Raw genomic sequence first — 23473 nt, 5'->3', positions numbered from 1 at the left:
GTGCTGCGGGAATGGTCCCGCGGCACGGCCACCGCCCGTCCGGCTCACGCCTCGCTGATGGCGGCGAGCACGTTGAGCCGTGCTCCGCGCCGGCCGGGGATCAGCGAGGCGATGACGCCCACGATCCCGGCGCCCACCAGATAGGCGAGCATCTGCCCCCAGGGCAGGGAGAGATGGGTGACACCCTGGCCCTTCATGCTGTGCGCGAGCGCCAGCCCGAGCACCGCCCCGAGCACCACCCCCAGTACCGCGCCGAACAGGGAGATCACCACCGACTCGGTCATGATCATGCGTACCGTCTGGCCGCGGCTGAGGCCGATGGCGCGCAGGGCGCCCATCTCGCGGGTGCGCTCCAGGATCGACAGGGCCAGCGTGTTCACGATGCCGAGTACGGCGATCAGCATCGCCACCCCGAGCAGGGCCTGCACCACGGCCAGCATCATGGCGAACCCGCCGCTGAACATCTCGATGACCTCGTCCCGGGTCTTCAGCGTGACCTCCGGGCTGTCCTTCAGCAGGGCCTCGATCCGGTGGCCGGTCCGCTCGGTGTCCGCACCGTGCGACAGTTCGAAGTACGCCTGGGACGGCTGCTTGCTGCGGAATCCGGTCTGCGCGTCGGCCCAGGGGACGACGACGCCGTTGGCGAGCGCCGAGTCGGCGAACACCCCGGCGACCCGGTAGGAGTGCGCCTCGCCGCGCTGGAGTTGGACGCGGACGGTGTCGCCGACCTTCAGTCCGCTGCCGTCGGCGGTGCCCTTGTTCATCAGCACGGTGCCGTCGGCCAGGCTGCCCACCGAGCCGTCGGAGCCCTTGATGCCGAGCACCTCGCGCGCCGTGGCCCAGTCCTGCCAGGAGGCGACGGTCTGGGTGTCCTTGCCGACCTTGGCGGTGTCGAGGGACACCGCGGCGACCTCGTGGACGCCCCGTACCGCGCCGGCCTTCTCCAGTGCGGCCGGGTCGATCGCCGCGGAGGTGGCGGAGCCCGCCTCGCCCATGGCCACCAGATCGGCCTTCAGATCGTGCCGGATGTCATGGCCGACGCTGTCCTCGGAGGAGACCGCGATGGTGCTGATGGCGGTGACCAGGGCGACCCCGATCATCATCGCGGAGGCCGTGATGGCCGTACGGCGGGGATTGCGGGCGGAGTTGCCGCGGCCGAGGCGGCCGGGCAGCGAGCGCGCGAACACCGAGCCGAGCACCCGTACCGCCGGGCCGCTGACCAGCGGGGTGAGCAGGACGACCCCGACGAAGGCCAGCAGGGCGCCGCTCAGGGTGGACGTCATACCGCCCACCACCAGCAGCACCGCGCCGAGCCCGAGCATGACGGCACCGGTCCAGGTCTGCTTGCGGTGCCGCCCCTCGGGAGCCGCACTCGCCCGGATCACCGAGATGGGCGGGACCTTGGAGGCGCCTACGGCCGGCAGCAGGGCGGCCAGCATGGTGGTGAGGACGCCCACCGCGTAGGCGGAGAGCACCGCGGACGCGGGTACGCCGAGCGAGCCCACCTTCAGCCCGTCCGTCGAGGAGGCCAGCAGATCGGAGCCGAGCGCCCCGATGCCGATCCCGGCGGCCAGCCCCAGCGTGGAGGCGACCAGGCCCACCAGGAACGACTCCAGGAGCACCGAGCCGATCATCTGCCGTCGGCTGGCGCCCAGGGCGCGCAGCAGGGCGAGTTCACGCATCCGCTGGGCCACGATGATGGAGAAGGTGTTGACGATGAGGAAGATGCCGACGACCACCGCGACGGCGGCGAAGCCGAGCAGCATGGTGCCCATCATGTCGAGGATGCCGCGGGACTTGTCCGAGGCCTTCTTCGCCAGCTCACGCCCCGTCAGGACGCTGCAGTCCGGGCCGAGTTGCCTGCCGATGCCACTCGCCGCCTCCGAGGCGGTGGTACCGGAGGAGAGGCTGACCCGCACCCCGGAGTAGGCGCCGCTCCGGCCGAGCATCAGCCGCTGCGCGACCGGCTCGTTGAAGATGACGGTCTGCTCGCCGCCGATGGAGTCCCGGTGGCCGGAGTAGCCGAAGATCCCGGCGACGGTGAAGGTGCGGCGGGGCTCGTCGGTCAGTACACCGATCCGGTCGCCGAGCGTGAACCCGGCCTTCTTCGCCAGGCCCGCGTCGATGGCGACCTCGGTGTCCTGGTGCGGCACGCTCCCGCCGCGCAGTGACACCAGATCGCTCTCGCCGCGCCAACTGCCGCCGTAGCGGGGGCCGCCGGTGCCGGGTACGACCTTGCCGTCCTTGCCGATGGCGCGGGCCCCCTCGGCGAGGACCAGCCCTCCGGCATGGGCCACACCGGGGGCGTCCGCCACCTTGTCGACGACGGCCTGGTCCACCGGGGGCACCGCCGCCGGATCGTCGGCGGAACCGGAGGACACCTTGGGCTGGTGCTGCACATAGAGGTCGATGTCCTGGTAGGCGCCGTTGAACTGGGCGTCTATGGACTGGTTGAGGGTGGCCTTGATGACCATGGCGCCGGAGACGAACATCACCGCGAGGACGATGGCGAGGCCGGAGAGGACCAGCCGCAGCTTGCGCGACAGGAGGCTTTTGAGGGTCGCGGTCAGCATCACGCCACCCGGGCCAGGTTGTCGAGCAGCCGCATCTTGTCGAGGACGGAGTCCGCGTCGGGCTCACGGAGTTCGTCCACGATCTGGCCGTCGGCCAGGAACACCACCCGGTCCGAGTAGGACGCGGCCCGCGGGTCGTGGGTGACCATCACAATGGTCTGGCCGAGGGTGCGCACCGAGTCCCGCAGGAAGTCGAGCACCTCGGCGCTGGAGGTGGAGTCCAGGTTCCCGGTGGGCTCGTCGGCGAAGATGACCTCCGGCTGGGACACCAGTGCGCGGGCGCAGGCCACGCGCTGCTGCTGGCCGCCGGAGAGTTCACCGGGCCGGTGGTGGAGGCGCTCCGCGAGGCCCACCGTGTCCACCACCCGGTCCAGCCAGTCCTTGGACGGCTTGCGCCCGGCGATCGCCAACGGCAGCAGGATGTTCTCCTCGGCGGTGAGCGTCGGCAGCAGATTGAACTGCTGGAAGATGAAACCGATCTGCTGCCGCCTGAGCTTGGTGAGCTGCTTGTCGGTCATGCTGCTCACCTTGGCGTCGCCGATGAAGACCTCGCCCTCGGTGAGGGTGTCCAGGCCAGCCAGGGTGTGCATGAGGGTCGATTTCCCGGAGCCCGAAGGCCCCATGATCGCGGTGAATTCACCGGCGACGAATTCGACGTCCACCCCACGCAGTGCTGCGACTTGTGCCTCTCCCTCGCCATACAGTTTCTTCACCCCGACTGCGCGCGCGGCGACCTGCTGCTTGGTCGAAGCCGAAATGGTCGCGGTCATGACTCACTCCCCTACACGGGTCGATTCGAGTACGGTCCATGACCGGAGCACTGTGCACCGTGTCCGGCTGTGGTCGGCACCCTAAGAGCGGCGCGGAGGCGTCCGCATCTGCCGAACGGCATAGATGCTCCCCACCGCGGCACCCCCCTCCGAGCACGGATTGAACTCTTGAAACCAGTGCTGCGCCGAACGGCAGAGCCCCCTAGCGTGCCCAGGGATCAGCGGTAGGTCGTGTCCGGCCTAGCCCCGCGCTGCGCTACGGAGGTCAGAGGATGGCGGCCACGCGGACCCTTTCCAAGTTCTGGATGCTCACCAATGAGTTCACCCAGAATCCCTATCCGATTCTGGAACACGTTCGAAAGGAAAGCCCGGTAAGGGAGTTGGCTTTCCCCGACGGCAACCGGGCGTGGGTGGTGACCCGTTACGAAGACGCCAGGGCGGCATTGGCCGATCCCCGGTTGAGCCGCGATATCCATGTGCATTACCGGCTGATGGCCGAGCGCACCGGGTGCCCGATGTCGCCGCCGCCCGAGGAGGCCAACCACCTCGCCAATCTGGAGCCGCCGCGCCACACCCCGCTGCGCCGCGCGATCAGCTTCGCGTTCACCCCGCGCCGCGCCGAGGCGCTGCGCCCCCGGGTGGAGGAGATCGCCGACCGTCTCCTCGACGGCGTCGACGGCGAGGCGCCCGCCGATCTGGTCACCGGGTACGCGGATCCGCTGCCGGTCATCACCATCGCGGAGCTGATGGGCGTACCGTCCGGGAGCTGGCCGGACTTCCTGCGCTGGTCGGCGGCGCTCAGGTCCTACTCGCCCACCGACCCGTCCGGGCGGTTGCAGCGCACCATCCGCGAACTGTCGGATTTCATGGCGGAGTTGATCGCCCGCAAGGAACGCGAGCCGGGCGAGGACCTGCTGTCCGCGCTGATCCACGCCGACCCGGAGCGGCGGCTGACCAGCACCGAGATCCTCTCCACCGGCTTCGCCCTGATGACGGGCGGCAACGACACCACCGCCAGCCTGGTCGGCGGGGTGCTGGCGGCGCTGCTGACACACCCGGCGGAGCGTGCCCGGCTGATGGCGGAGCCGGGGCGGTGGACGGCGTCGATGGACGAGCTGATCCGCTATGTGGGCCCCATCGGCAACGCCCTCCAGCGCGTCACCACCGAGCCGGTCGAGCTGGGCGGGGTGACCGTCCCCGCCGGCGAGGTCGTCGTGATCTGCGTGCTGTCCACCAACCGCGACCCCGGCCAGTTCCCCGACCGGCCCGATCTGCTGGACCTGGACCGGCCCAAGCCCGCCCACCTCAGCTTCGGGCACGGCATCCACTACTGCTCCGGGGCGCATCTGGCGAAGGTCATCACCGAGGTCTCCGCCCGGCGCCTCTTCACACGCTTCCCCGACGTTCATCTCGCGGTGGAGCCGGACCGGTTGGAGTACGAGCAGAACGTGGTCGTCCGCCCACTGAAGGCGCTACCGGTGCTGCTCCGCGGCTGAGGCCGTGTCCGCTGCGCCGCCCCAGGTCAACCGGGGTGGCGCAGCGCCGTGTACAGGGCCCGGAGCATCAGGATCGCGCTGAACGCCAGCAGGTGGTAGCCGATCACCGGGTACAGCTCGACATGGCGCGTCACATGAGGGCCCTTGCCGGTGCCGAACACCAGCAGCATCACCCCCATCAGACCCAGACAGGCGCCGGTCAGACTGATCGTCACCTGGTGGATGAGGCCCGACACGAAGTGCCGCTCCCGCTCGTCGGCGAGCACCCGCACCCGCACCCCGAGGCGGCCCTCCTCCAGGGCGGCGCTGATCCGCTCGGCCCGGCGTGGCAGCCTGCGCATCATGGGCAGCACCTGGAGCAACTCCTGTGCCGCGCCGTGCAGGAGAGACGACGCGGCCTGCGCGGCCGAGGCGCCCTCCGCGCCCCCGGACCGGCTGCCGGACGCGCCGGGGCGGAAGCGGCCGGTGAGCGATCCCACCGCGAACGACCGCGCCTCCTGGAGCAGGTGGAACTCGGGGGCGAGCCGGGTGAGGGTGCCCTCGACGGTGGCCAGCGCCCGGAAGACGGCGGCGATCTCCGGCGGCACCGACAGCGCGAACCGGGTCAGCGTCCTGAACAGCGCGGTGAACATCTCGGTGTCCGGCTGGGCGTCCGGCCCCAGGTGCACCGCCATGAAGCGGCCCAACTCCCGCTCCAGCAGCGGCCCGGGCAGGGTGTCCTCATGCCTGGTCGCCCGGGTGCCGAGCAGGGTGAGCAGCGCGTCGTGCAGTCCGGCCGGGTCACCGCGGTCGACGGCGAGCAGCAGTTCGCGGATGGCGAGCCGGGCCGAGGCGTCGATCCGGCCCACCGAACCGAAGTCGATCAGCCCGACCCTCCCGTCGGCCAGCAGCAGCAGATTCCCCGGGTGCGGATCGGCGTGGAAGACACCGACCTCCAGGATCTGGTGCAGCATCGCGGCGAACACGGTACGGGCCGCCTCCTGCCGGTCGTACCCCTCCCGCTCGGCGGTGGCCGCGGCCCGGTCGAAGGTGACGCCCTCCAGCCACTCCTGGACCAGTACCCGTGCCGAGGTGTATTCGGAGTGCACCCGCGGGATGCGGACCCCGGCCCGCTCCGCGTAGCCGCCGGTGGCGCGGGCCACGGCGAGCGAGTTGCGTGCCTCGACCCGGAAGTCCAGCTCCTCGCGGAGGGACTGGGCGAAGCCGTCGCCGAGTTCCCGCAGGCCCAGCGCCTGCGCCGAGCGGACCCTGCCCTGGAGACCGCGGCTGATCGCGAGGACGATGGACAGATCCCGCTCGACCGTCTCCCGCACCCCGGGCCGCTGGATCTTCACCACGACCGTCGAACCGTCCCGCAGCCGCGCCCGGTGCACCTGGGCGACGGAGGCGGCGGCGAGGGGCACCCGGTCGATACCGGCGAACACCTCGGCGACGGGCCGCCCGAGCTCCTTGCGCAGCACCGCCTCCACCTCGGGCCACGGTGCGGGCGGCACCTCGCTCTGGAGCCGGCTGAGCTCCTCGATGAAGTGCGGCGGCAGCAGATCGCGCCGGGTGGAGAGCAACTGCCCCAGCTTGATCATCGCCCCGCCGCACTCCTCCAGGGCGATCCGGGCCGAGCGGGCCGACTGCTCGCCGAACGGTCCGGGCCGCATCGCCCGGTCCCAGCCGCCGCGCCCGCGCAGCACCCGGCCGAGGCCGTTGCGCATGAAGACGCGGCTGATCTGTACAGAGCGGCGGGTCCTGCGCACCCGGTCGCCGAGGCCCCGCACCGCCTGCCAGGGCCGGGCCCAACTCCCGTACGGCACAAACACTTCGAGGACCACCAGCGTCAGCATCGCCGCGAGGAGGGCGAGGGGGATCTGGAGGGTGGACAGCGCGCCCAGGTCGCGTTCGTCGACGGGCAGCAGATTGCCGTACAGCACCAGGCTGGCGACCCCGGCGGACCCGGCGCCGAGCATCCGCAGCGGTCCCACGCTGATCCCGAGGAGGCGGCGGGAGGCGGTGGAGACGGCGACCGCCAGGGCCAGCAGCAGCACCACGGCCACCGCGGCGACGAGCACGACGAGCGGTAACCGGCTGAGCAAGTCCACGGCCTGCGATGTCATCGGACCCCTCCCTCGGTAGGCGAAGCGCCGCGCCGACCCTAGGTGCGCGGCGCCCCAGGCCCCAGAGGTGTGGCAGCTTGCTGCAACCGGCGCGGTACCCGAGCGGTCTGTACGGGACCTGTATCGCGGCTTGCGGACTCCCGTACGGCGGCCCCAAGAAAGCGGCGGTCTTCTGTATCCCCGTGCCGCCCATGCTGTCCCCGGGGCCCGGAGGGGCCCCGGTCCACGGCAGCGGAGGAGGAACCGTGTACGACGACCAGACGCCGCCCGACCGGGTGCGGCACCCGCTCGCGTTTCTGTCGGAGATCGAGCAGCGGGCGGAGCAGGAGCGGCGGACCGTACCGGAGGCGGCGTCCCCGGAGGACACCACCGACCCGTCGGTGAAGCTGCTCACCGAGTACGTGGAGACCCTGGTCGAACTCGCCTCGCAGCGCGAGGAGTTCGCCACACCACCGGAGACCCGCACCTTCGACGAGGGCCACGCGGGCGGCTGCGGCTGAGCCCGGACCGCGTTATTCGGAGACGGCCGTGAGGGCCGGTGGGCGGACGGCGGCGGCCAGTCGGGCCAGGGGGACGACGCGGTAGTGGGGCCAGTGGCCACCCGCCGGGGTGTGGCCCTCCAGGAGCCATACGTCGGCGAGTTGGTCGAGGATCTCCTCCGCGTCCTCCGCTCCGGTGCCGAGGAGCAGCGCGGCCCCGGTGGCGGTGAGCCGCCGGGGCCCGACCGCGGCGATCGCGGTGAAGGCCCGCCGCAGTTCACCGGAGAGGGCGTGCAGCACGGCGCGTGGGCCCGCCGCGGCGTCGAGGCTGCCGAACTTCAGCTCGCCCAGGCGGCGTTCCTCCGGTTCCAGCCTGGCCGCGAGCCGGGCGGCGGACCAGTGGGGCCGGGCGGCGAGCCGGGCGGCCGCGATCCGCAGGGCGAGCGGGGTCCGGTCGCAGAGTTCGGCGATCCGGGCGGCGGCGTCCGGTTCCGCGGCGATCCGCTCCGGGCCCGCGACCGCGGCGAGCAGCCCCACGGCGTCGGGCGCCGCGAGCGGTCCCAGACGCACCAGCCGGGTGCCCTCCAGGGAGCCCAGCGAGGCGCGGACACCGGTGACGAGGGTGCGGCTCTCCCCGGCCCCCGGCAGCAGCGGGCGTACCTGGGCGTCGTCCACGGCACCGTCCAGGACGACCAGCAGGCGTCGGCCCGCGGAGCTGGTCCGGTAGAGCTGGACGCGTTCGTCCAGGGTGTGCGGCAGCTCGGCCGGGGCGGTGCCCAGGGCGCACAGGAACCAGCCGAGCACCTCCTGGGGGGTGCGGGCGGGTCCGGCGGCGCCCAGGTCGGCGTGGAGCAGGCCGTCGGGGAAGGCGTCGCGGCAGCGTTCCGCGACATGCCGGGCCAGTGCGGACTTGCCGGTTCCCGGTGCTCCGGTGATCACCACGTCCCGCTGTGCGCGCAGCGCCCCGACCACCTCCCCGGCCTCCCGGTGCCGCCCGGTGAAGTCCGCCGGGGCGGGCGGGACTTGGGCCGGCACCGTCGCCTTCCGCACCACCGCGCCGGCCACCGGCCCCGGCCCGCCGTCCGCGGGCGGCAGGACGCCGGTGCCCACCGGCTCCGCGGCGGTGGTACGGGCGCCGGGGCAGAACAGGGTGCCGGTGAGGATCTCCCGGTGGAGGGTGCGCAGGCCCGTGCCCGGGTCGATCCCGAGGTCGTCGGCGAGGATGCGGCGGCCCGACTCGTACACGGCGAGGGCGTCGGCCTGCCGGCCGCTGCGGTGCAGCGCCGTCATCAACTGGCCGCGCAGCCGCTCCCGCAGCGGGTGCTCGGCCACCTCCCGGGTCAGCGCGGGCACCGCCTCGGCATGGCCTCCGGTGGCGAGCGCGGCCTCCACGTAATCCTCCAGGGCGGCCAGCCGGGCCTCCACCAGCCGCTGCCCCTCCGCTTCCGCGAACCGCTCGGTCACCCCGGTCGGCACCGGCCCGTTCCACAGGGCGAGCGCGGCCGCGAAACGCCGTTCGGCCTCCGGATGGCGTCCGGCGCGCAGTGCGGCGGCACCGGTCCTGGTGAAGTCGTGGAAGGCGGCCCAGTCGAAGAAGGCGTCGCCGATGTCGAGCCGGTAGCCGCGGCCGGTCCGCTCCAGGGACACCGCGCCGCCGATGCGGGTGCGCAGCCGGGAGACGTAGGTGTAGAGCTGTTTGGTGCTCCCGGCGGGCGGGTCCCAGCTCCACAGCAGGGTGCTGAGCCGCTCGTCGGTGACGACGGTGCCCCGGGCCAGCAGCAGCGCCGCCAGCACGGTGCGCTGCTTGTCGCCGTCGAGTGCGACGGTGCCGCCGCCACTGCGGGCCGACACATGGCCGAGCACTCTGAAGTCCATCCCGCCCATCGCGGTCTCCTCCACTGAAACCGGCGAACTCCCGCCCCCAGCAAGGGAGTTGTACGAGTACGGCGCCGCGTACGGGCCCGGTGCGCCGGCTTACCGCCGCGCCCCGCCCCGAGTCCGCCGAGCCGCTCCCCCACGGTCATCACCGACTCCCCCCGTCATCCGGTCCACGCACCATGCCGTTCTCCCCCACGCTCCCCACTCCGTTCCAGCAGGGAGCACCCCCATGACGACGCGGGGCCGCCCTCCGGGCAACGCCGGGAGGGCGAAGACAGGCCCCGGGGCGCGTCCCACCATGATTTTCGCAGCCCGTCACGCCCCGCCCAACGTCCTTGGCCACAAGGTGTCATGGCACCTTGCCGCGGACTCCGCGGCCGTGCGGGGGCGGCGGGGGCCGGAGCGACCGTCCGGCACACCCGCTACTCGCCGCCGCGGCCGCCGCGCGCCCTCTTCAGCCGGTCGCCGATCTCGGTGGCCGCGTCGATGGCGGCACCGAGCAGCCGGCGGCGCGGGCTCGCCATCCGGGCCGCGGGGCCGGTGACCGCCAGTGCCGCCACCACCCGGTTCCCGGCCGCCCACACCGGTACCGCGGTGCAGACCTCCCCCGGCGCCATCGGATCGGGACCCTCGGCCCAGCCGCGCCGCCGGACCACGGCCAGATGTCCCGCGGTGAACCGGGCGCCGGTCAGCCCCTCGTAGAGGGTCTCCGGCTCCTCCCACGCCAGCAGGACCTGGGCGACCGGCCCCGCGGAGGCGGGGCGGGCGGAGCCGACGGGCAGCACCTCGCCCGGGTCGCCGGAGGTGGCCACACAGACCTGGAGGGCGCTGTGCCGGCGGAAGAGGCGGGCGGGCAGCCCGGTCAGCGCGTGCAGGTCCTCCAGGGCGGAGGCGGCCGCCGCTGCCAGCCGGTCCCGGCAGGCCTCCACGGCGATGTTCCCCAGCCGTGGCCCCACCGTGAACCGGCCCTGGAAGTCCCGTGCGAGCAGGCCGAGTTGCTCCATACCGCAAGCGATGCGGTGCACCGTGGGACGGGGGTAACCGGTGGTCTCGATCAGCTCCGCCAGCGACGCCGGACCCCCCTCGACCACGGCGAGCAGCGTCGACGCCTTGTCCAGCACCCCGATACCGCTGACCGGTGCCCGCTGAGGAACGGTGACACTCATCGCGCGGGCACCCCTTCGGTACGGGCCACCGATCCGGCGCGGGCTGCCGGTGCGGTGAGGGCTGCCGGTGCGGCGCGGGCTGCCGGTGCGGTGAGGGCTGCCGGTGCGGTGAGGGCGACGGTCGGCTCGGTGAGGACGGCGCCGGCGCAGGCGACGACCGGCCCGCCCAGCGTCCCGGCGCGCACCGCTTCGGCGTGGGCCATGAACACCCAGGTGAACACGGCGAGTTGGGCGAGGTCAGTGCGGCGGAGCTGCTCGCCCGGTGTGCGCAGGAGGAGTCGGCCGGGGTCCTCCCCGGTGGCGGCGGATATCTCCTCGGTGAGGGCCCAGGAGGCGGTGTCCCGCCAGGGCTCGCCCATCCCCCGCTGCTGCGTTCCCTGGCCGGGAAAGACCAACGCGACCGGTACTCCGCTCATGGACCCGCCTTTCTCCTACTGGCTGGCCCCACATCCAACTGGCCCCGGCGCAAGGGCGGCAACGCGACTTTCAAGAAGTTGCCACCCTGGACGCGGCAGGCCCCGCACAGGCCTGCCGCGGTATATGCGATGGCATCCGATGCCCGGGTGCCGCTGGGGGGTGAAGACTGGCCCTGTGAGTCCGCGCGCTCAGCTCGGGCCCTGGGCGGAGCCGGAGCGGCTCGACGCCGGCAGCAGTCCGAGTTCGGCGGCGCGGACCCCGGCCTGGAAGCGGGAGTTGGCGCCCAGCAGCGCCATGATGTCCGCGACATGCCGCCGGTAGGTGCGCACCGAGATGCCCTGCTCCCGGGCGGCGACCTCGTCGGTGACACTGGCGTGCAGCGTGCCGAGGATGCGCCGGGCCAGCGCCACCCGGTGCCGGTCACCGAAGACCAGCCGCTCCCCCGCGGGCACGGCCTGCGTCCACACGTTCTCGAAGAGGGTGCACAGGGTGTGCGTCAGTTCCGGCGCCCGGATCAGCGACGCCCGTAAGCCCACCGCGCAGACGGCCACCACCAGGGCGGTCTCGCGGTCCGCGATCAGCGCCTGGAGCGGGGGGACGCGGGTGACCCGGATCGCCACCGGCCGCTGCCCGTCGAGCTGTTCGCGCACATAGTCCTCCTCGACCATCTCGGGGTTGAACAGCAGCCGCACCTTCACCCCCTCACGGGCGTGGCAGATCAGCTCGCGCCCGCTGCGCTCGATCCGCTCGCCGGGCCCGCACGCGCGTGCGTGCATGACGTCGATGCTGTGCCGGGCGCCGCTGATGAGTTCCCGCGCCTGGGCGAGCATCGCGTCGTGGTCCTGCGAGATGATCGTGATCATCTTCTCCTGGTCGCTGCGGGAGCGATGCAGGGCCACCGTCGTCTCGATCAGCGCCCGGACCTTGAGCAGGGAGCTCTCCAACTCGTCGTCTTCCCCCCGCGCCCCCGCCGCTCCCGGCAGTTCGCGTCTCTGCGGTTGGTGTCTCTGCGGTTGGTGTCCGTGCGGTTGGTGCCTCTGGGCCTCGTCCCGCTGTGGCTCGTCTTCTCTCTGGGGTCTCTGGGGTCTCTGGGGCACGTCGTCCTCCATGCTCCTTGGCTGCCTCAACTCCGGATGACACGGCCGCTACTTCGACAGCAGTCCCGACTCGACGGCCCGGTAGCCGGCCTCGAAGCGGGAGTGGGCGTTCAGTTCACGCATGATCTCGGCGACATAGCGCCGGTAGGTGCGTAACGACACATTGAGTTCACGTGCCGCCGTCTCATCGGTGCAGCCGGCGCGCAGCCGCTCCAGGATCTGCCGGACGAGTTCGGTGCGCAGCCGGGGGCTGAGCTGGAGCCGGTCACCGAGCCCGCGCCCGCGCGTCCAGGCGGTGGCGAAGAAGAGTTCCAGTGCGCGGACGGTGGCCGCGTCGTGCACCACCAGGGACCGCCCCTCCGCCGCGCGGACCAGGGCGGCGGTGCCGTCGACAACGATGGCACGGAGTTCGCTGCGCGAGACCCGCACCGCACCCCGGATCCGCAGACCGCCGACGGACACCAGCGGTAAGGAGTCGGCCAGTTCGGCGGTGCACAGCACCCGTACCGTCACCTGCGCGGGCACGGTGGCGAGCATCCGCATCACCGTGTCGGTGAACTCTCCGGGCTCGGTGAGCATCACGCTCACGGTGTACCGGGCTCCCGAGACGAGGGGCCCGAGCACCTCCCCGGTCGACGTGCCGTCCGCGCGGTCCACCGGAACGGAGTTCGGCGGCCGCCGCCGGTGGAACGAGACGGTGCTGTCGATCAGCGCACCCGCCTGTAACAGTGCCTGCTCGACACGGGAGGCGTGATCGCTGTACGCCGCCTCCGCCGCACCTGTATGTACCTGCTGAATTGTCACTTCCGACACGACGTCCCCCCACGCACGTGAACCCCTGTCCGGTTCGGACCACGTGGGATCTCCACGTCGACACGTCCGACTTGCCCCATGGGGTTCCGGCAGGTGGAATTTATTCCCGAAAATACAACACCAGCGGTTGACTATTAGGGCCGAGACACTACGACAAGCCAAATCCTCAAGTCAACACACCTGTCACCACTCCCGCATCGTCCAATTAATCCATCACGCCGATTGGCCGAAAACGCAAGCATCCCGACGCCGTCCGTCCGCTTTTGTCAGCAAGCTGCACCCATCCCCCAAACCCATTCGAAACTCCACCCCTTGACTACTCCTCGCATCCACATAACCACCCTGCGCGACATCACTGTCCGCAAGCGGTCACGCATTCCACACTGCGGGCAGAGATCCGCCTATGTTCACATCGTGATCACGCGCCCCACAGGAACATGCCGCATCACCGGCACACCCCTTCACCGTCGACGCGCTCGGTGAGCACCGTTGCGAGCACAACCGTCAACAACTCACGGCGGCCGAAACGCAGCATGTCGACCGGTGGGGCCGCCTGAATTCCCCGGCGAACTCTTTCCGCCATTCTTCCGCGGAATACACGGCCCGAGAACGAATATGTTTGCATCCGCATTCACGCCCACGGAATTCCGGCACCCCCGCACGGACCGCACGTCCCCCACGCCCGGGGCCGCAGCGCCCGCCGCCCGCCCCGGCACCGGGGACAACCATGGACATCCCGCACCAGCGAACCATCACCGACCTCCTGCTTCACGCCACCCTGAACCACCCGAACTCCGGACTGAGGCACCACCACGGCAGCGCGCCAGACGGCCACCGCAACCAGATCCCCCCAACTCCTTGGCAAATCAAGGGAGTTGCTCATCGGATTACGGCGACACGGACTGCGGTGCTGCTCCCCCCCCAGCGGCCCACAGAATTCCTCCGTCTTCCGGGCGGCCCTACTCTGCGGCCTGGCGCGTGCGCACAGATGATCATCGAGCACCGTCACACACGACCTCGGCACGAGACCTACGAGGCTCGTCCGCACAGGTCAGCGAGTCCTACCACGCGGCTTCAGCGGTACGGGCGGCAGTTCCGGGACCGGGAGGCGATCGCCGGCGTAGCCGTGTACCTCGCCGAAGCGGTTGGAAGTCATCCAGTCGGAGCGGGCGGTCTCGATGTCCTGCTGGGCGCGGCCGATGAAGCTCCACCACATGAGCAAGCAACCGGACAGGGGTGCGGGCACCAGAAGGACCCCGGGGGCCAGCACCAGTGCGTCACAGCCCCCGCCACGTGAGGCTGAAGTGGACTTCCCGAACCCTGCTTGGAGGAACTCGTGGTCATCCCCGCACCGGCCCCACCATCCCCGCACCGGGCGACCCGGCACCGCCCCGGCCTCCGGGCAGCGACGGCGGCCCTCTGCTGCGGCCTGCTGCTGACCGGTACGGCCACCGCCACCGCCGCCACGGCGTCCGCCGCTCAGGCCCAGGCCCAGGCCGGGACAGCGCACCACGGGGAGTGGGGCACCGGCCGCGGCGCCCTGGTCTCCGCGGAGAAGCTGTACACCCTGCCCACCCCGCGGTCCGTGGCCTCCGAACTGCACACCGCGGGCTTCGGCAGCGGCACCGTCCGCCACGGCGTCGTCGCCTACCGGCTCGTCTACCGCACCGTCGACCCGCACGGCCGGCCCACCACCGCCAGCGGGCTGTTCGTCGTACCGCTCGACCACCACAGACAACTGCGGGCGGTCTCCTTCGCGCACGGCACCGGCAGCCACAAGGACGACTCGCCGTCCATGCAGCGCGCCGACTTCGTGTCCGCGCCGGTGATCGCCCACGCGTCGGCGGGCACCGCGGGCATCGCACCCGACTACCTCGGCATGGGCAAGGGCCCCGGCCTGCACCCCTGGATGGACATCGGCTCCGAGACCACCGCGTCCCTCGACATGCTGCGGGCCGCCCGCGCCTTCGCCCCGCGCACCGGGCACACGCTGGAACGGAAGGTCATGGTCACCGGCTTCTCGCAGGGCGCCTCGGCCGCACTCGGACTCGGCCGGGCCCTCCAGGCAGGCGAGGACCGGTGGTTCCGGCTCGGCGCACTCGCCCCGGTCAGCGGCGCGTACGACTTCAGCGGCGCCGAACTGCCCGCCCTGACGGAAGGCCGACTCGAACCCAAATCGAGCGTGCTGTACGCGGCGTACACCCTGGTCGCCTTCCAGCGCCTCCACCACATCTACGACAGCCCCGCCGACGTGTTCCGGGCCCCGTACGCCACCACCGTCGAGGCCCTCTTCGACGGCGCGCACACCGGGCGGCAACTCATGGAGGGCACCCCCGACAGCCTCGACAGGCTGCTGACCGCCCGTGGCCGTTCCCTCCTCGCCCACCCGACGGGCCCCTTCGCCGCGGCACTGCGCACCACCGACGCCGTCTGCACGGACTGGACCCCCCGCGCCCCGATCCGCCTCTACCTGTCCGGCGGCGACGAACAGGCCGTCACGACCAACACCACCCACTGCCAGGCCGCCCTCCGCACCCACGGCGTACCCGCCCCGATCACCGACCTCGGCCCCGTCGACCACGAAGGCTCCCGCCACCTCGGCTCCAACACCGCAGCCACCCCGGCCATCATCCGCTGGTTCGCCACCCTCCGCTGAGGGCCGCGTGACCAGGGGACAGAACTCCCGCCCCGCCATGCTGCTTGATCCGGCACCTCCTTTCGGGCGAGATCTCACCAACATAGGTCGCAGGCAAGGGAGTTGAGCGAGCCGGGACTGTCAGTGGGGGGCTGTAGCGTCTTCCCGATGCCCGGTTTGGGTGTGATCTTCGTCCTGTTCGACTCGGCCTACCTGAGGTGATTTCGGATGCCGCACGTCCGTGGCCACTACCGCCGCGACGGCTCGTACGTCCGCCCGCACACCCGCCGGCCCAGGGGCTCGGCGGCCAACCGGCTCGCCAGCCCGGCTCCGGCCCCCGCGCTCCGCACCACGGTGCCCCGCCCGAGGGCCGCCACGGCAGGCGCCGCCACCACACACGTCCGTGGCCACTACCGCCGCGACGGCTCATACGTCCGCCCGCACGTCCGGCGCGTCAGTGGGCCGGGTGCCGTCGCGGTGGGTGGGGGTGGCGTGCTGCTGCTTCTGCTGCTCGTCCTCGCGCTGCTGACCGGCAACGGTGGCACCGACTCGCACGATGCCCCTGGCAAGCAGCCGACGGCGGAGGTGGGCTCGCACGCCCGGTGAGCTGCCCGCGTCCGCCTCCGCGACACCGTAGCGGCGGACGCCGCCCTCGTCGTCGTGCTCACGCAGCGCCCGCACCTCACGGCAAGGCCGCCGCAAGAGGTGTGCAAGGAAAGTGTCGTGGGGGCCGGGAAGCTTCCTGCTCGTCTGTTGTACGCAGCGCCGAGCGCCAACTGCCCGGCGACGACCACCGGGTGGCGATGCTGGTGCACCCCAACGTGTTCGCCGGGCCTTCCAGGCCAAGGACGACGGCATGGTGAAGACACTGCTGAGGCCGTGACTGGAGACCGCGGGGCCCGGTGCCTGGGTCATGGTGGAGGTGTTCCGGAGAGCGGGATGCGCAGGGGGCTGTGGTCGGAGCGCCAGGCGGTGAGGAGGTGGGTGGCGAGGCGGTTCTCCAGCAGGAGGGTGGCCTGGATGCCGAAGGTGATGTCGGGGGCGAGTTCGGGTTCGTCGGTGAGGAGTTGGCCGATGACGTCGCGGCGTACCACCTGCTCGTGTACGGCGTCCGCTTCGACGTGTTCGGTGTAGAAGCGGACGGCGGCCGGTCCGGCGCCGGTTCGGCGCAGGGCTTCGGCGAGGCGGGCGGAGGCGGGTGAGGAGGTCACCTCAAGGGTGGCGAAGTGCCCGACGAGCGCGCCGCGCAGGGCGCGGTGGAGGCCGAACAGGGACATGAGGTTGACGGTGGCCAGGGCGGCGGCGGGGGCCGCGTCGAGGTAGCGGCCGTAGGCGTTGTCGAGGCCGAGGTCCGCCATCAGCTCGGCGAACAGGTGCGCGTGGACGTCCTCGGCCCGTCCGGCGCCGAACTCGTCGTACTCGACGGCGACCAGGGCGGCCTTGGCCCGGCCGTGCAGGCGGGGCACGGCCCACAGGTGGGGGTCGGCCTCCTTCAGGTGGTAGAGGGAGCGCAGTGCGGCGTACTCGCTCAACTGCCCGTGGGTGCCCTCGCGTTGGAGGTGGTGGCTCACGCTGTCCGGGTCGTGTCCGGCCGGTTCCACCAGCAGCCCGCCCAGCGCCTCGTCGACGCTCTGCGCCGGCCCGGTGCCGGTGCGCAGGGCCGACTCGAAGACGGTCTCCAGGGCGCGGCGCAGGGACAGCAGGCCGGGGTCCCATTCGAGGTCCGCGTCGACGTGTGCGAAGCCGCGGTAGTGGAGCTCGTAGAGCACATAGAGGGCGAGTTGCAGGTCGTCGCCGTACGGGTCGGGGGCGGCGAGGTGGGGCCGGAGACGGTCGGGGGTGGGGTGGGGCCGCGCGGAGGTGGTGAGGGCGGTGATGACCGCGGCGGAGAGCGGACCGCGAGGGCGTGGCAGGGCGGGGGCCGCGGTCGCGGGGTGGCTCGTCATGGGCGGTCGGCCTTCCGTGCGGGCCGGGTGCGGCGGCGGTGGCTGGTGTCGCACCACGGGTAGGTGCGGCTGCGGCGGCAGGTGCAGACGGCGACGACGAACCGGTCGGAGGTGGCGACGGTGCCGTCGTCGAGGGTCACCTCCACCGGTCCGCGCACCAGGAGGGGCCCGTCCGCGGGCAGGGTGAGACGGCAGATCCGGTCAGGGTCGCCGGGCACGGATGATCACCAACTCCTCGTGGTCCTCGGTCACTTCGGCCAGTCCGCGTTCTCGCAGCCAGTCCTGGCGGGAGCGCAGTACCGGTCCGAACGGGATGCGTGCCCGGTCGTGGATCTCGGCGTGCAGGCCCTGGTGTGCCAGCCGGCGCAGGGTGTCCCCGCTCCCGCACAGGCCCGAGTGCACCATCAGCAGCACACCGCCCGGGCGCAGGGCCCGCGGAGCGCCGGCGCAGACCCGGTCCACCACGGCACGCCCGTCCGGTCCCGCGTCCCAGGAGCGGTGTGCCCCGTGCCGGCTCGGTGGCCGGTACGGGGCGGGTACGTAGGGCGGGTTGGTGACGACCAGGTCGAAGGTCCGCCCGCGGACCGGGGCGAAGAGGTCGCCGTGGCGCACCGTGACGCGGCTGCGTGCCCGCAGCGCGTTGAGGCGGGCGGCGAGTACCGCCCGGCGCGCCACATCCACCGCGACGACCCGGGCGCCGAGCCGGGACGCGCAGATGGCGAGGGCGCCGCTGCCGGTCCCGACGTCGAGGACGTCCATGCCCCGGCGGATGTTCTCCCGGTGGAGGGCGCGGGCGAGCAGGAAGGTGTCGGTCTGCGGGTGGTACACACCCGGCAGCGTGATCACGGGCGGCGCCGGTCCGGTGGCCTGAACGGTGGGAGCGGTCATGGAGCAACCCCATCTCTGAAGGCCTGGTGGGCGGCGCCGGGGCCGACGCGGTACCGGCAGCCGTTGACGCGTACCCCCTGTGCGGCGGCTAAGCACGCCACCGGCGGCCGTGCCCTGAGCGCAGGCGCGTGAGGCGTACGGGCTTGGGCACTCGGCGGGGACCACCGGGCGAGGAAGGGAAGTACCGCCGTGTCGTCTCTGCTCTCCGCATCCGCCATGACCGGGCTGACGTCGGTGGTGACCGGCGGGTCCCGTGGTCTGGGGCTGCTGCTGGCCGACGCGCTCGCCGCGCGCGGTGGGCAGGTCACCATCGCCGCCCGGGACAGGTCCGAACTCGACCGGGGCGCCCGGCTGTTGCGGGACCGCGGCCGCCACCGCGTCCGCACCGCGGTGTGCGATGTCCGTGACCGGGCCGCGGTGCGGGAACTGCTCCGCTCCACCGCGGAGGCGTGCGGCGGGATCGACGTGGTGATCGCCAACGCCGGGGTCATCCAGGTCGCACCGGCCCAGGACCTGGCCCCCGGACAGTTCGAGGAGGCCATGAACACCATGTTCGGCGGCGCCCTCCACACGTCCTACGAGGCGCTGCCGCATCTGCGCCGCAGCCCGCACGGCGGCAGGCTCGCCCTGATCGGTTCGGTCGGCGGACTGGTCACCCCGCCGCACCTGCTGCCGTACGCGTGCGCCAAGTCGGCCGTGGCGGCGCTCGGCGAGGGACTGAACGCGGAACTCGCCGCAGAGGGCGTCAGCGTCACCACGGTCCACCCCGGTCTGATGCGCACCGGATCCCATCTCCAGGCCGAGTTCGGCGGCGACCGGCGAAAGGAGTTCGGCTGGTTCTCCGCGCTCGCGGGGACACCGGGCCTCTCCATGAACGCCGAGCGGGCCGCCGAACGCATCGTGTCCGCCGTCGGGCACCGCCGCACCCGGCTGGTCCTGACCCCACTCGCCAAGGCGGCCGGTGCGGCCCACGGCATCGCCCCATCCGCCACCATCCGCCTGACCTCACTCACCGCCCGGCTCCTGCCGGCACCCGCAGGGCACACCGAACTAGGCAAGGGAGACACCGTCCACCCGCCCACCCGCGGTCTCGCCGCCCGCCTGCAGAGCTGGGGCAGCGCGCTCAACGACCGGGCGTCATACGCCTACAACCAGCGGCCGTCCGCGCCGGGCCGGGACGGATCGGGCACCTGACATGACCGCCACCCGCCCGCCCCGGGTCCTGCGGGACGACGCCGTACTGGCGGACGGTGAGCGGGCCGCGGTGGTCGATCCGGAACGGCTCCGGCTGGACCTGGACGTGCGCCGGGACTTCGGCGCCGGACGTATGACCGCTCCCCACCTGGAGGGGGGCCAATGGACCGCGCGTGCACGGCAGTTGGAGACCCCCCGGCGCCTCGGGACGGCGCTGCGCCGACACGGGTCTCCGGCCGGGTCGAGGCAGATCGGATAGCTCAACAGGAATTGAGGACCCGTCAGTAAAGTCAGCGATGCATGTGAGGCATGAGTTATACGCATCCCCGCAGGTCAGCGAGTCCTACCGCGCGGCTTCAGCGGTACGGGCGGCAACTCCGGGGCGGGGAGGCGGTCGCCGGCGTAGCCGTGTACCTCGCCGAAGCGGTGGGAAGCCATCCAGTCGGAGCGGGCGGTCTCGATGTCCTGCTGGGTGCGGCCGATGAAGTTCCACCACATGATCAGTTCCTCTTCGAAGGGTTCGCCGCCGAGGAGCATGAGGGTGGTGTCGGAGAGGGCGTGCAGGGGGAGGTCGGTGCGGCCGCAGCCCAGGTAGAGCATGGAGCCGGGGAGGACCGGGACGCCGTCGACTCGGGCTTCGCCGGACATGGTGAGGACCGCGTACTCGAAGTCCGGTTCCAGGGGGAGGCGGTGTTCGGTGTCGCGGGTGAGGGTGAGGTCGGCGCCGACCAGGGGGCTGTAGGTGGTGCCGGGGGAGGTGGTGCCGTCGACGGTGCCGAGGATGAGGGTGGCGGTGAGGCCGGGGGCGGTGACCAGGGGGAGGTCGGCGTGGTGCTCGAAGTGGGGCTCGGTGTGGCGGTGGGAGTCCGGCAGGGCGACCCAGAGTTGGGCGCCGTGCAGCAGGCGGGCGTGCGGGCGGGGGCTCTCCTCGGAGTGGCTGATGGCGCGGCCCGAGGTCATCAGGCCGAGTTGGCGCGGGCGGATGGTCTGGAGGCTGCCGAGGGAGTCGCGGTGCAGCACCTCGCCCTCGTGCAGCCAGCTCACCGTCTGGAGGCCCATGTGCGGGTGGGGCGGCACCTGCATTCCGGGTTCGTCGGCGATGTCGTCGGGGCCGTAGTGGTCGACGAAGCACCAGGCGCCGACCATGCGGCGGCCGAGGTTGGGCAGCAGGCGGCGGACGACGGTGGACTCGCCCAGGGGGACCCGGCGCGGGCTGAGCAGCTCGCGTACCGGTTCGGGGACGACGAATCCGCGGCCGCCGCAGAGGGACGGGACGGCCGCACGCTCTAGGTTGCTCATGGCTGACAACCTAGCCCTCGGCGGGCGGCGCGTCATTCGGCCCGAGGGGGTGGAATATGTGCCGCGGTGCCCCTGTTGGGCGGCACAGAGGAGGTGTCACGTGGAGTACGGATTCGAGAGCCGCGGGGAAGAGCAGGGGCGGGCGCCCTTCGCGTACTACGACCGTGGGACGCCGGCGGAGCGGTGGGAGCGGGCCGGGCGGCTGTTCGGGGAGCGGCGGTACGCGGCGGCCGCGGTGGTGCTGCGGGGGCTGGTGGAGGCGGAGCCGCGGCAGGTGGCGGCGCGGCTGCTGCTGGCGCGTTCCTACTACCACTCGGCTCAACTGGGCCGCGCGGAGCGGGAGTTGCGGGAGGTGCTGGAGCTGGACCCGGTGGAGGGCTATGCGCAGTTGATGCTGGGGCGGACGCTCCAGCGGTTGGGGCGGGACGCGGAGGCGGTGCGCTATCTGCGGACCGCGGCGGCCCTGGACGGCGACTTCCCCTTCCCCCGGGACGCCCGCTGAGCTGGTCCCGACCTGCCGCCGCCCCTCAACTCCCGTCCCGGTACGCCTCCAGGAGCCGGAGCCAGACCTCGCTGATGGTGGGGTAGGAGGGGACCGCGTGCCAGAGGCGGTCCAGGGGGACTTCGGCGGCGACGGCGAGGGTGGCGGAGTGGAGGAGTTCGCCGATGCCGGGGCCGACGAAGGTCACACCGAGGAGGATGCCGCGGTCGAGGTCCACCACCATGCGGGCCCGGCCGCGGTAGCCGTCGGCGTAGAGTGCGGCGCCGGCGACCGCGGCGAGGTCCTGGTCGACGGCGCGGACCCGGTGGCCGGCGCGTTCCGCCTCGGCGAGGGTGAGGCCCACGGAGGCGGCCTCGGGGTCGGTGAAGACGACCTGCGGTACGGCGTCGTGGTCGGCGGTGGCGGAGTGGGCGCCCCACCGGTCGGTCTCCAGCAGTGGTACGCCCTGGGCGCGGGCGGTGATGGCGGCGCCCGCGATACGTGCCTGGTACTTGCCCTGGTGGGTGAGGAGGGCGCGGTGGTTGACGTCGCCCACGGCGTACAGCCAGGTGTGGCCGAGGACGCGGCAACTGTCGTCGACGGTGAGCCAACTCCCGGGCTCCAGGCCGATGTTCTCCAGGCCGAGGTCGTCGGTGCGGGGGGCGCGGCCGGTGGCGAAGAGGATCTCCTCGGCCTCGACGCGCTCGCCGTCGCCGAGGGTGGCGGTGACGGTGGGGCCGTCGCGGGTGACGGCGGTGACCTCGGTGCCGGTGCGTACCTCGGCGCCGGCCTCGGTGAGGGCTTCGGCGACGAGTTCGCCGGCGAAGGGCTCCATGCGGGGCAGCAGCCGCTCGCCGCGGACCAGCAGCGTCACCTGGGAGCCGAGCGCCTGGAAGACGGTGGCCATCTCGGTGCCGACGACGCCGCCGCCGACCACCAGCAGCCGTGCGGGGACGTACTCGGCGCTGGTGGCGTCGCGGCTGGTCCAGGGCCGCACCTCGGCCAGCGCGTCGAGCGGTGGCAGCACGGCGTGGCTGCCGGTGCAGACGGCGACGGCGTGCCGGGCGGTGAGGCGGGTGGTGGTGCCCTCGGGTGCGGTGACCGATACGGCGCGCGGCCCGGTGAGGCGGCCGCGCCCGCGGTACAGGGGGGCGCCGATGCCGTCCAGCCAGGCGACCTGGCCGTCGTCCTTCCAGTGCGAGGTGAAGGCGTCGCGGTGGGCGAGGACCGCGGGTACGTCCAGGGGTCCCCGCACCGACTGCCGCAGCCCGGGGGCGCGGCGTGCGTCGGCCCGTGCCACGACCGGCCGCAGCAGCGCCTTGCTCGGCATACACGCCCAGTACGAGCATTCGCCGCCGACGAGTTCACTCTCGACGACGGCGGCGCTGAGGCCTCCGGCGCGGGCCCGTTCGGCCACGTTCTCCCCCACCGGGCCCGCTCCGAGCACCACCACGTCGTATTCGGTCGGGTCGGCCTCGGTGGTCACGGTGGCTTCGCTGGCTTCCGTCATGGGGCCCAGTGTGGTGGCAGGTGTGCGCCGCGGCCACACGGGTACGCAGCCGGAATACGTCCGGGGGTGGGACGGTTGTTCGGACCGGCCGCGCCGGACGGGCGACCGCCAGCGCGGCCGGAGATGCCGGCCGGACCGCCCACCAGGGAGAGGCAGACAGCACATGAGCAGCACCGTGGAGCTCACCAAGGAGAACTTCGACCAGACGGTCACCGAGAACGGATTCGTCCTCCTCGACTTCTGGGCGTCGTGGTGCGGTCCGTGCCGCCAGTTCGCGCCCGTCTACGAGCAGGCCGCGGAGGCCAATCCGGATCTGGTCTTCGGGAAGATCGACACGGAGGCGCAGCCGGAGTTGGCGCAGGCCTTCGGTATCCAGTCCATTCCGACGCTGATGATCGTCCGGGACCAGGTGGCGGTGTTCTCGCAGCCGGGGGCGCTGCCGCAGGAGGCGCTGGACGATGTGATCGGGCAGGCCCGCGGTCTCGACATGGACCAGGTCCGCAAGTCGATCGCGGAGGCGGAGGCCGCGCAGCAGGGCGGTCAGGCCGAGGCCTGAGAGCCGCCGAAGGCCCAACCGCCTTGTGTGCGGCGGATGTTGGCAGGGGCCGTCCGGGGTTCGCTCCCCCGGGCGGCCCCTGCGGCGTACCGGAGGTTAGGTTGAGCGCGTGACTACCACCAGTGAGAACCAGCCCTTCGATGCGAACCCCGGACGGGTGGGCGCGGCGG

At 72.4% G+C, this 23473-nt stretch carries 21 protein-coding genes and 1 pseudogene; 8 read left to right on the top strand and 14 right to left on the bottom strand.

The features are described 5' to 3' along the window. Positions 1-44: 44 nt before the first annotated feature. Both ACFVST_RS27100 and ACFVST_RS27095 read right to left on the bottom strand, forming a co-directional pair. Entirely contained in the window at positions 45-2573 is a 2529-nt protein-coding gene (locus tag ACFVST_RS27100) for an ABC transporter permease (RefSeq protein ID WP_390156219.1), read from the bottom strand. Then, positions 2573-3343 carry an ABC transporter ATP-binding protein gene (locus ACFVST_RS27095; protein ID WP_390156218.1) on the bottom strand — a complete coding sequence of 257 codons (771 nt, stop codon included), beginning with the start codon at positions 3341-3343 and terminating at the stop codon, positions 2573-2575. Before ACFVST_RS27095 ends, ACFVST_RS27100 begins: the two co-directional genes overlap by 1 nt. Positions 3344-3615: 272 nt before the next feature. Between ACFVST_RS27095 and ACFVST_RS27090 the strand changes: the two genes are divergently transcribed. Beyond that, positions 3616-4839, top strand: a complete 1224-nt coding sequence (locus ACFVST_RS27090) for a cytochrome P450 (RefSeq protein WP_390156217.1) — start codon at positions 3616-3618, stop codon at positions 4837-4839. A 26-nt stretch (positions 4840-4865) separates the two neighbouring features. On the opposite strand, the gene ACFVST_RS27085 is transcribed toward ACFVST_RS27090, so the two are convergent. Continuing rightward, positions 4866-6944, bottom strand: coding sequence for an ABC1 kinase family protein (locus ACFVST_RS27085; protein WP_390156216.1), 2079 nt, complete (start codon positions 6942-6944; stop codon positions 4866-4868). Between the two features lie 245 nt (positions 6945-7189). Here ACFVST_RS27085 and ACFVST_RS27080 point away from each other — a divergent pair, with 245 nt between their 5' ends. Further along, positions 7190-7444: a DUF6269 family protein gene (locus tag ACFVST_RS27080; protein WP_390156215.1), complete on the top strand. Its 255-nt coding sequence runs from the start codon at positions 7190-7192 to the stop codon at positions 7442-7444. 12 nt (positions 7445-7456) lie between these two features. Here ACFVST_RS27080 and ACFVST_RS27075 read toward each other — a convergent pair whose 3' ends face one another. The 6 genes and pseudogenes from ACFVST_RS27075 to ACFVST_RS27050 all read right to left on the bottom strand — a co-directional run. After that, entirely contained in the window at positions 7457-9307 is a 1851-nt protein-coding gene (locus ACFVST_RS27075; RefSeq protein WP_390156214.1) for a BTAD domain-containing putative transcriptional regulator, read from the bottom strand. A gap of 416 nt (positions 9308-9723) precedes the next feature. Beyond that, entirely contained in the window at positions 9724-10467 is a 744-nt protein-coding gene (locus tag ACFVST_RS27070; RefSeq protein ID WP_390156213.1) for an IclR family transcriptional regulator, read from the bottom strand. Further along, positions 10464-10883 carry a hypothetical protein gene (locus ACFVST_RS27065; RefSeq protein ID WP_390156212.1) on the bottom strand — a complete coding sequence of 140 codons (420 nt, stop codon included), beginning with the start codon at positions 10881-10883 and terminating at the stop codon, positions 10464-10466. Before ACFVST_RS27065 ends, ACFVST_RS27070 begins: the two co-directional genes overlap by 4 nt. 189 nt (positions 10884-11072) lie before the next feature. Further along, complete coding sequence (locus tag ACFVST_RS27060; RefSeq protein WP_390156211.1) at positions 11073-11828, bottom strand: TrmB family transcriptional regulator sugar-binding domain-containing protein; 756 nt, start codon at positions 11826-11828, stop codon at positions 11073-11075. 201 nt (positions 11829-12029) lie between these two features. Beyond that, positions 12030-12785 carry a response regulator transcription factor gene (locus tag ACFVST_RS27055; RefSeq protein ID WP_390156210.1) on the bottom strand — a complete coding sequence of 252 codons (756 nt, stop codon included), beginning with the start codon at positions 12783-12785 and terminating at the stop codon, positions 12030-12032. 1060 nt (positions 12786-13845) lie between these two features. Continuing rightward, positions 13846-14013: pseudogene (locus tag ACFVST_RS27050) on the bottom strand (pirin family protein); the annotation flags it as partial. 117 nt (positions 14014-14130) lie between these two features. Between ACFVST_RS27050 and ACFVST_RS27045 the strand changes: the two are divergent. After that, positions 14131-15450 carry a lipase gene (locus ACFVST_RS27045; RefSeq protein ID WP_390156209.1) on the top strand — a complete coding sequence of 440 codons (1320 nt, stop codon included), beginning with the start codon at positions 14131-14133 and terminating at the stop codon, positions 15448-15450. Positions 15451-15657: 207 nt separating this feature from the next. Continuing rightward, positions 15658-16035, top strand: a complete 378-nt coding sequence (locus ACFVST_RS27040; protein WP_390156208.1) for a hypothetical protein — start codon at positions 15658-15660, stop codon at positions 16033-16035. A gap of 305 nt (positions 16036-16340) precedes the next feature. On the opposite strand, the gene ACFVST_RS27035 is transcribed toward ACFVST_RS27040, so the two are convergent. Genes ACFVST_RS27035 through ACFVST_RS27025 form a run of 3 tightly spaced genes read right to left on the bottom strand, consistent with a single transcriptional unit; the run spans position 16341 to position 18263 of the window. Beyond that, positions 16341-17375: an iron-containing redox enzyme family protein gene (locus tag ACFVST_RS27035; RefSeq protein WP_390156207.1), complete on the bottom strand. Its 1035-nt coding sequence runs from the start codon at positions 17373-17375 to the stop codon at positions 16341-16343. Then, on the bottom strand, positions 17372-17593 hold the full coding sequence (locus ACFVST_RS27030; RefSeq protein WP_390156206.1) for a CDGSH iron-sulfur domain-containing protein: 222 nt from the start codon (positions 17591-17593) through the stop codon (positions 17372-17374). The genes ACFVST_RS27035 and ACFVST_RS27030 overlap by 4 nt, the downstream gene beginning before the upstream one ends. Further along, on the bottom strand, positions 17577-18263 hold the full coding sequence (locus ACFVST_RS27025; RefSeq protein ID WP_390156205.1) for a HemK2/MTQ2 family protein methyltransferase: 687 nt from the start codon (positions 18261-18263) through the stop codon (positions 17577-17579). Before ACFVST_RS27025 ends, ACFVST_RS27030 begins: the two co-directional genes overlap by 17 nt. A gap of 216 nt (positions 18264-18479) precedes the next feature. On the opposite strand from ACFVST_RS27025, the gene ACFVST_RS27020 reads away from it, so the two are divergent. Both ACFVST_RS27020 and ACFVST_RS27015 read left to right on the top strand, forming a co-directional pair. Further along, the gene (locus ACFVST_RS27020) at positions 18480-19457 is read left to right on the top strand and encodes an SDR family NAD(P)-dependent oxidoreductase (RefSeq protein WP_390156204.1); all 978 of its coding nucleotides are present in this window, start codon (positions 18480-18482) and stop codon (positions 19455-19457) included. Between the two features lies 1 nt (position 19458). Next, positions 19459-19716: a hypothetical protein gene (locus ACFVST_RS27015; RefSeq protein ID WP_390156203.1), complete on the top strand. Its 258-nt coding sequence runs from the start codon at positions 19459-19461 to the stop codon at positions 19714-19716. A gap of 74 nt (positions 19717-19790) precedes the next feature. Here the strand turns inward: ACFVST_RS27015 and ACFVST_RS27010 are convergent, their stop codons facing one another. After that, complete coding sequence (locus ACFVST_RS27010) at positions 19791-20756, bottom strand: pirin family protein (protein WP_390156202.1); 966 nt, start codon at positions 20754-20756, stop codon at positions 19791-19793. Between the two features lie 100 nt (positions 20757-20856). Here ACFVST_RS27010 and ACFVST_RS27005 point away from each other — a divergent pair, with 100 nt between their 5' ends. Beyond that, the gene (locus ACFVST_RS27005; RefSeq protein WP_390156201.1) at positions 20857-21258 is read left to right on the top strand and encodes a tetratricopeptide repeat protein; all 402 of its coding nucleotides are present in this window, start codon (positions 20857-20859) and stop codon (positions 21256-21258) included. Positions 21259-21283: 25 nt separating this feature from the next. On the opposite strand, the gene ACFVST_RS27000 is transcribed toward ACFVST_RS27005, so the two are convergent. Next, a complete protein-coding gene (locus ACFVST_RS27000) occupies positions 21284-22747 on the bottom strand; it encodes a dihydrolipoyl dehydrogenase family protein (protein ID WP_390156200.1) in 1464 nt (487 codons plus the stop codon). A gap of 163 nt (positions 22748-22910) precedes the next feature. On the opposite strand from ACFVST_RS27000, the gene trxA reads away from it, so the two are divergent. Then, positions 22911-23303, top strand: a complete 393-nt coding sequence (trxA, locus tag ACFVST_RS26995; RefSeq protein ID WP_390156199.1) for a thioredoxin — start codon at positions 22911-22913, stop codon at positions 23301-23303. Positions 23304-23473 lie beyond the last annotated feature (170 nt).

The organism is Streptomyces sp. NPDC058045, from assembly GCF_042885635.1.
Taxonomy (GTDB): domain Bacteria; phylum Actinomycetota; class Actinomycetes; order Streptomycetales; family Streptomycetaceae; genus Streptomyces.
Note: the sequence above shows the minus strand (reverse complement) of the source record. Positions and strands in the feature narration are given on the sequence as shown.

What these genes read in the sequence shown, in the direction of transcription:
- ACFVST_RS27020 (WP_390156204.1), top strand. Translation starts at nt 18,480, where the DNA reads ATGACCGGGCTGACGTCGGTGGTGACCGGCGGGTCCCGTGGTCTGGGG.
- ACFVST_RS27065 (WP_390156212.1), bottom strand. Translation starts at nt 10,883, where the DNA reads ATGAGCGGAGTACCGGTCGCGTTGGTCTTTCCCGGCCAGGGAACGCAG.
- ACFVST_RS27070 (WP_390156213.1), bottom strand. Translation starts at nt 10,467, where the DNA reads ATGAGTGTCACCGTTCCTCAGCGGGCACCGGTCAGCGGTATCGGGGTG.
- ACFVST_RS27100 (WP_390156219.1), bottom strand. Translation starts at nt 2,573, where the DNA reads ATGCTGACCGCGACCCTCAAAAGCCTCCTGTCGCGCAAGCTGCGGCTG.
- ACFVST_RS27010 (WP_390156202.1), bottom strand. Translation starts at nt 20,756, where the DNA reads ATGAGCAACCTAGAGCGTGCGGCCGTCCCGTCCCTCTGCGGCGGCCGC.
- ACFVST_RS27090 (WP_390156217.1), top strand. Translation starts at nt 3,616, where the DNA reads ATGGCGGCCACGCGGACCCTTTCCAAGTTCTGGATGCTCACCAATGAG.
- ACFVST_RS27000 (WP_390156200.1), bottom strand. Translation starts at nt 22,747, where the DNA reads ATGACGGAAGCCAGCGAAGCCACCGTGACCACCGAGGCCGACCCGACC.
- ACFVST_RS27075 (WP_390156214.1), bottom strand. Translation starts at nt 9,307, where the DNA reads ATGGGCGGGATGGACTTCAGAGTGCTCGGCCATGTGTCGGCCCGCAGT.
- ACFVST_RS27085 (WP_390156216.1), bottom strand. Translation starts at nt 6,944, where the DNA reads ATGACATCGCAGGCCGTGGACTTGCTCAGCCGGTTACCGCTCGTCGTG.
- ACFVST_RS27095 (WP_390156218.1), bottom strand. Translation starts at nt 3,343, where the DNA reads ATGACCGCGACCATTTCGGCTTCGACCAAGCAGCAGGTCGCCGCGCGC.
- trxA (WP_390156199.1), top strand. Translation starts at nt 22,911, where the DNA reads ATGAGCAGCACCGTGGAGCTCACCAAGGAGAACTTCGACCAGACGGTC.
- ACFVST_RS27025 (WP_390156205.1), bottom strand. Translation starts at nt 18,263, where the DNA reads ATGACCGCTCCCACCGTTCAGGCCACCGGACCGGCGCCGCCCGTGATC.
- ACFVST_RS27035 (WP_390156207.1), bottom strand. Translation starts at nt 17,375, where the DNA reads ATGACGAGCCACCCCGCGACCGCGGCCCCCGCCCTGCCACGCCCTCGC.
- ACFVST_RS27015 (WP_390156203.1), top strand. Translation starts at nt 19,459, where the DNA reads ATGACCGCCACCCGCCCGCCCCGGGTCCTGCGGGACGACGCCGTACTG.
- ACFVST_RS27040 (WP_390156208.1), top strand. Translation starts at nt 15,658, where the DNA reads ATGCCGCACGTCCGTGGCCACTACCGCCGCGACGGCTCGTACGTCCGC.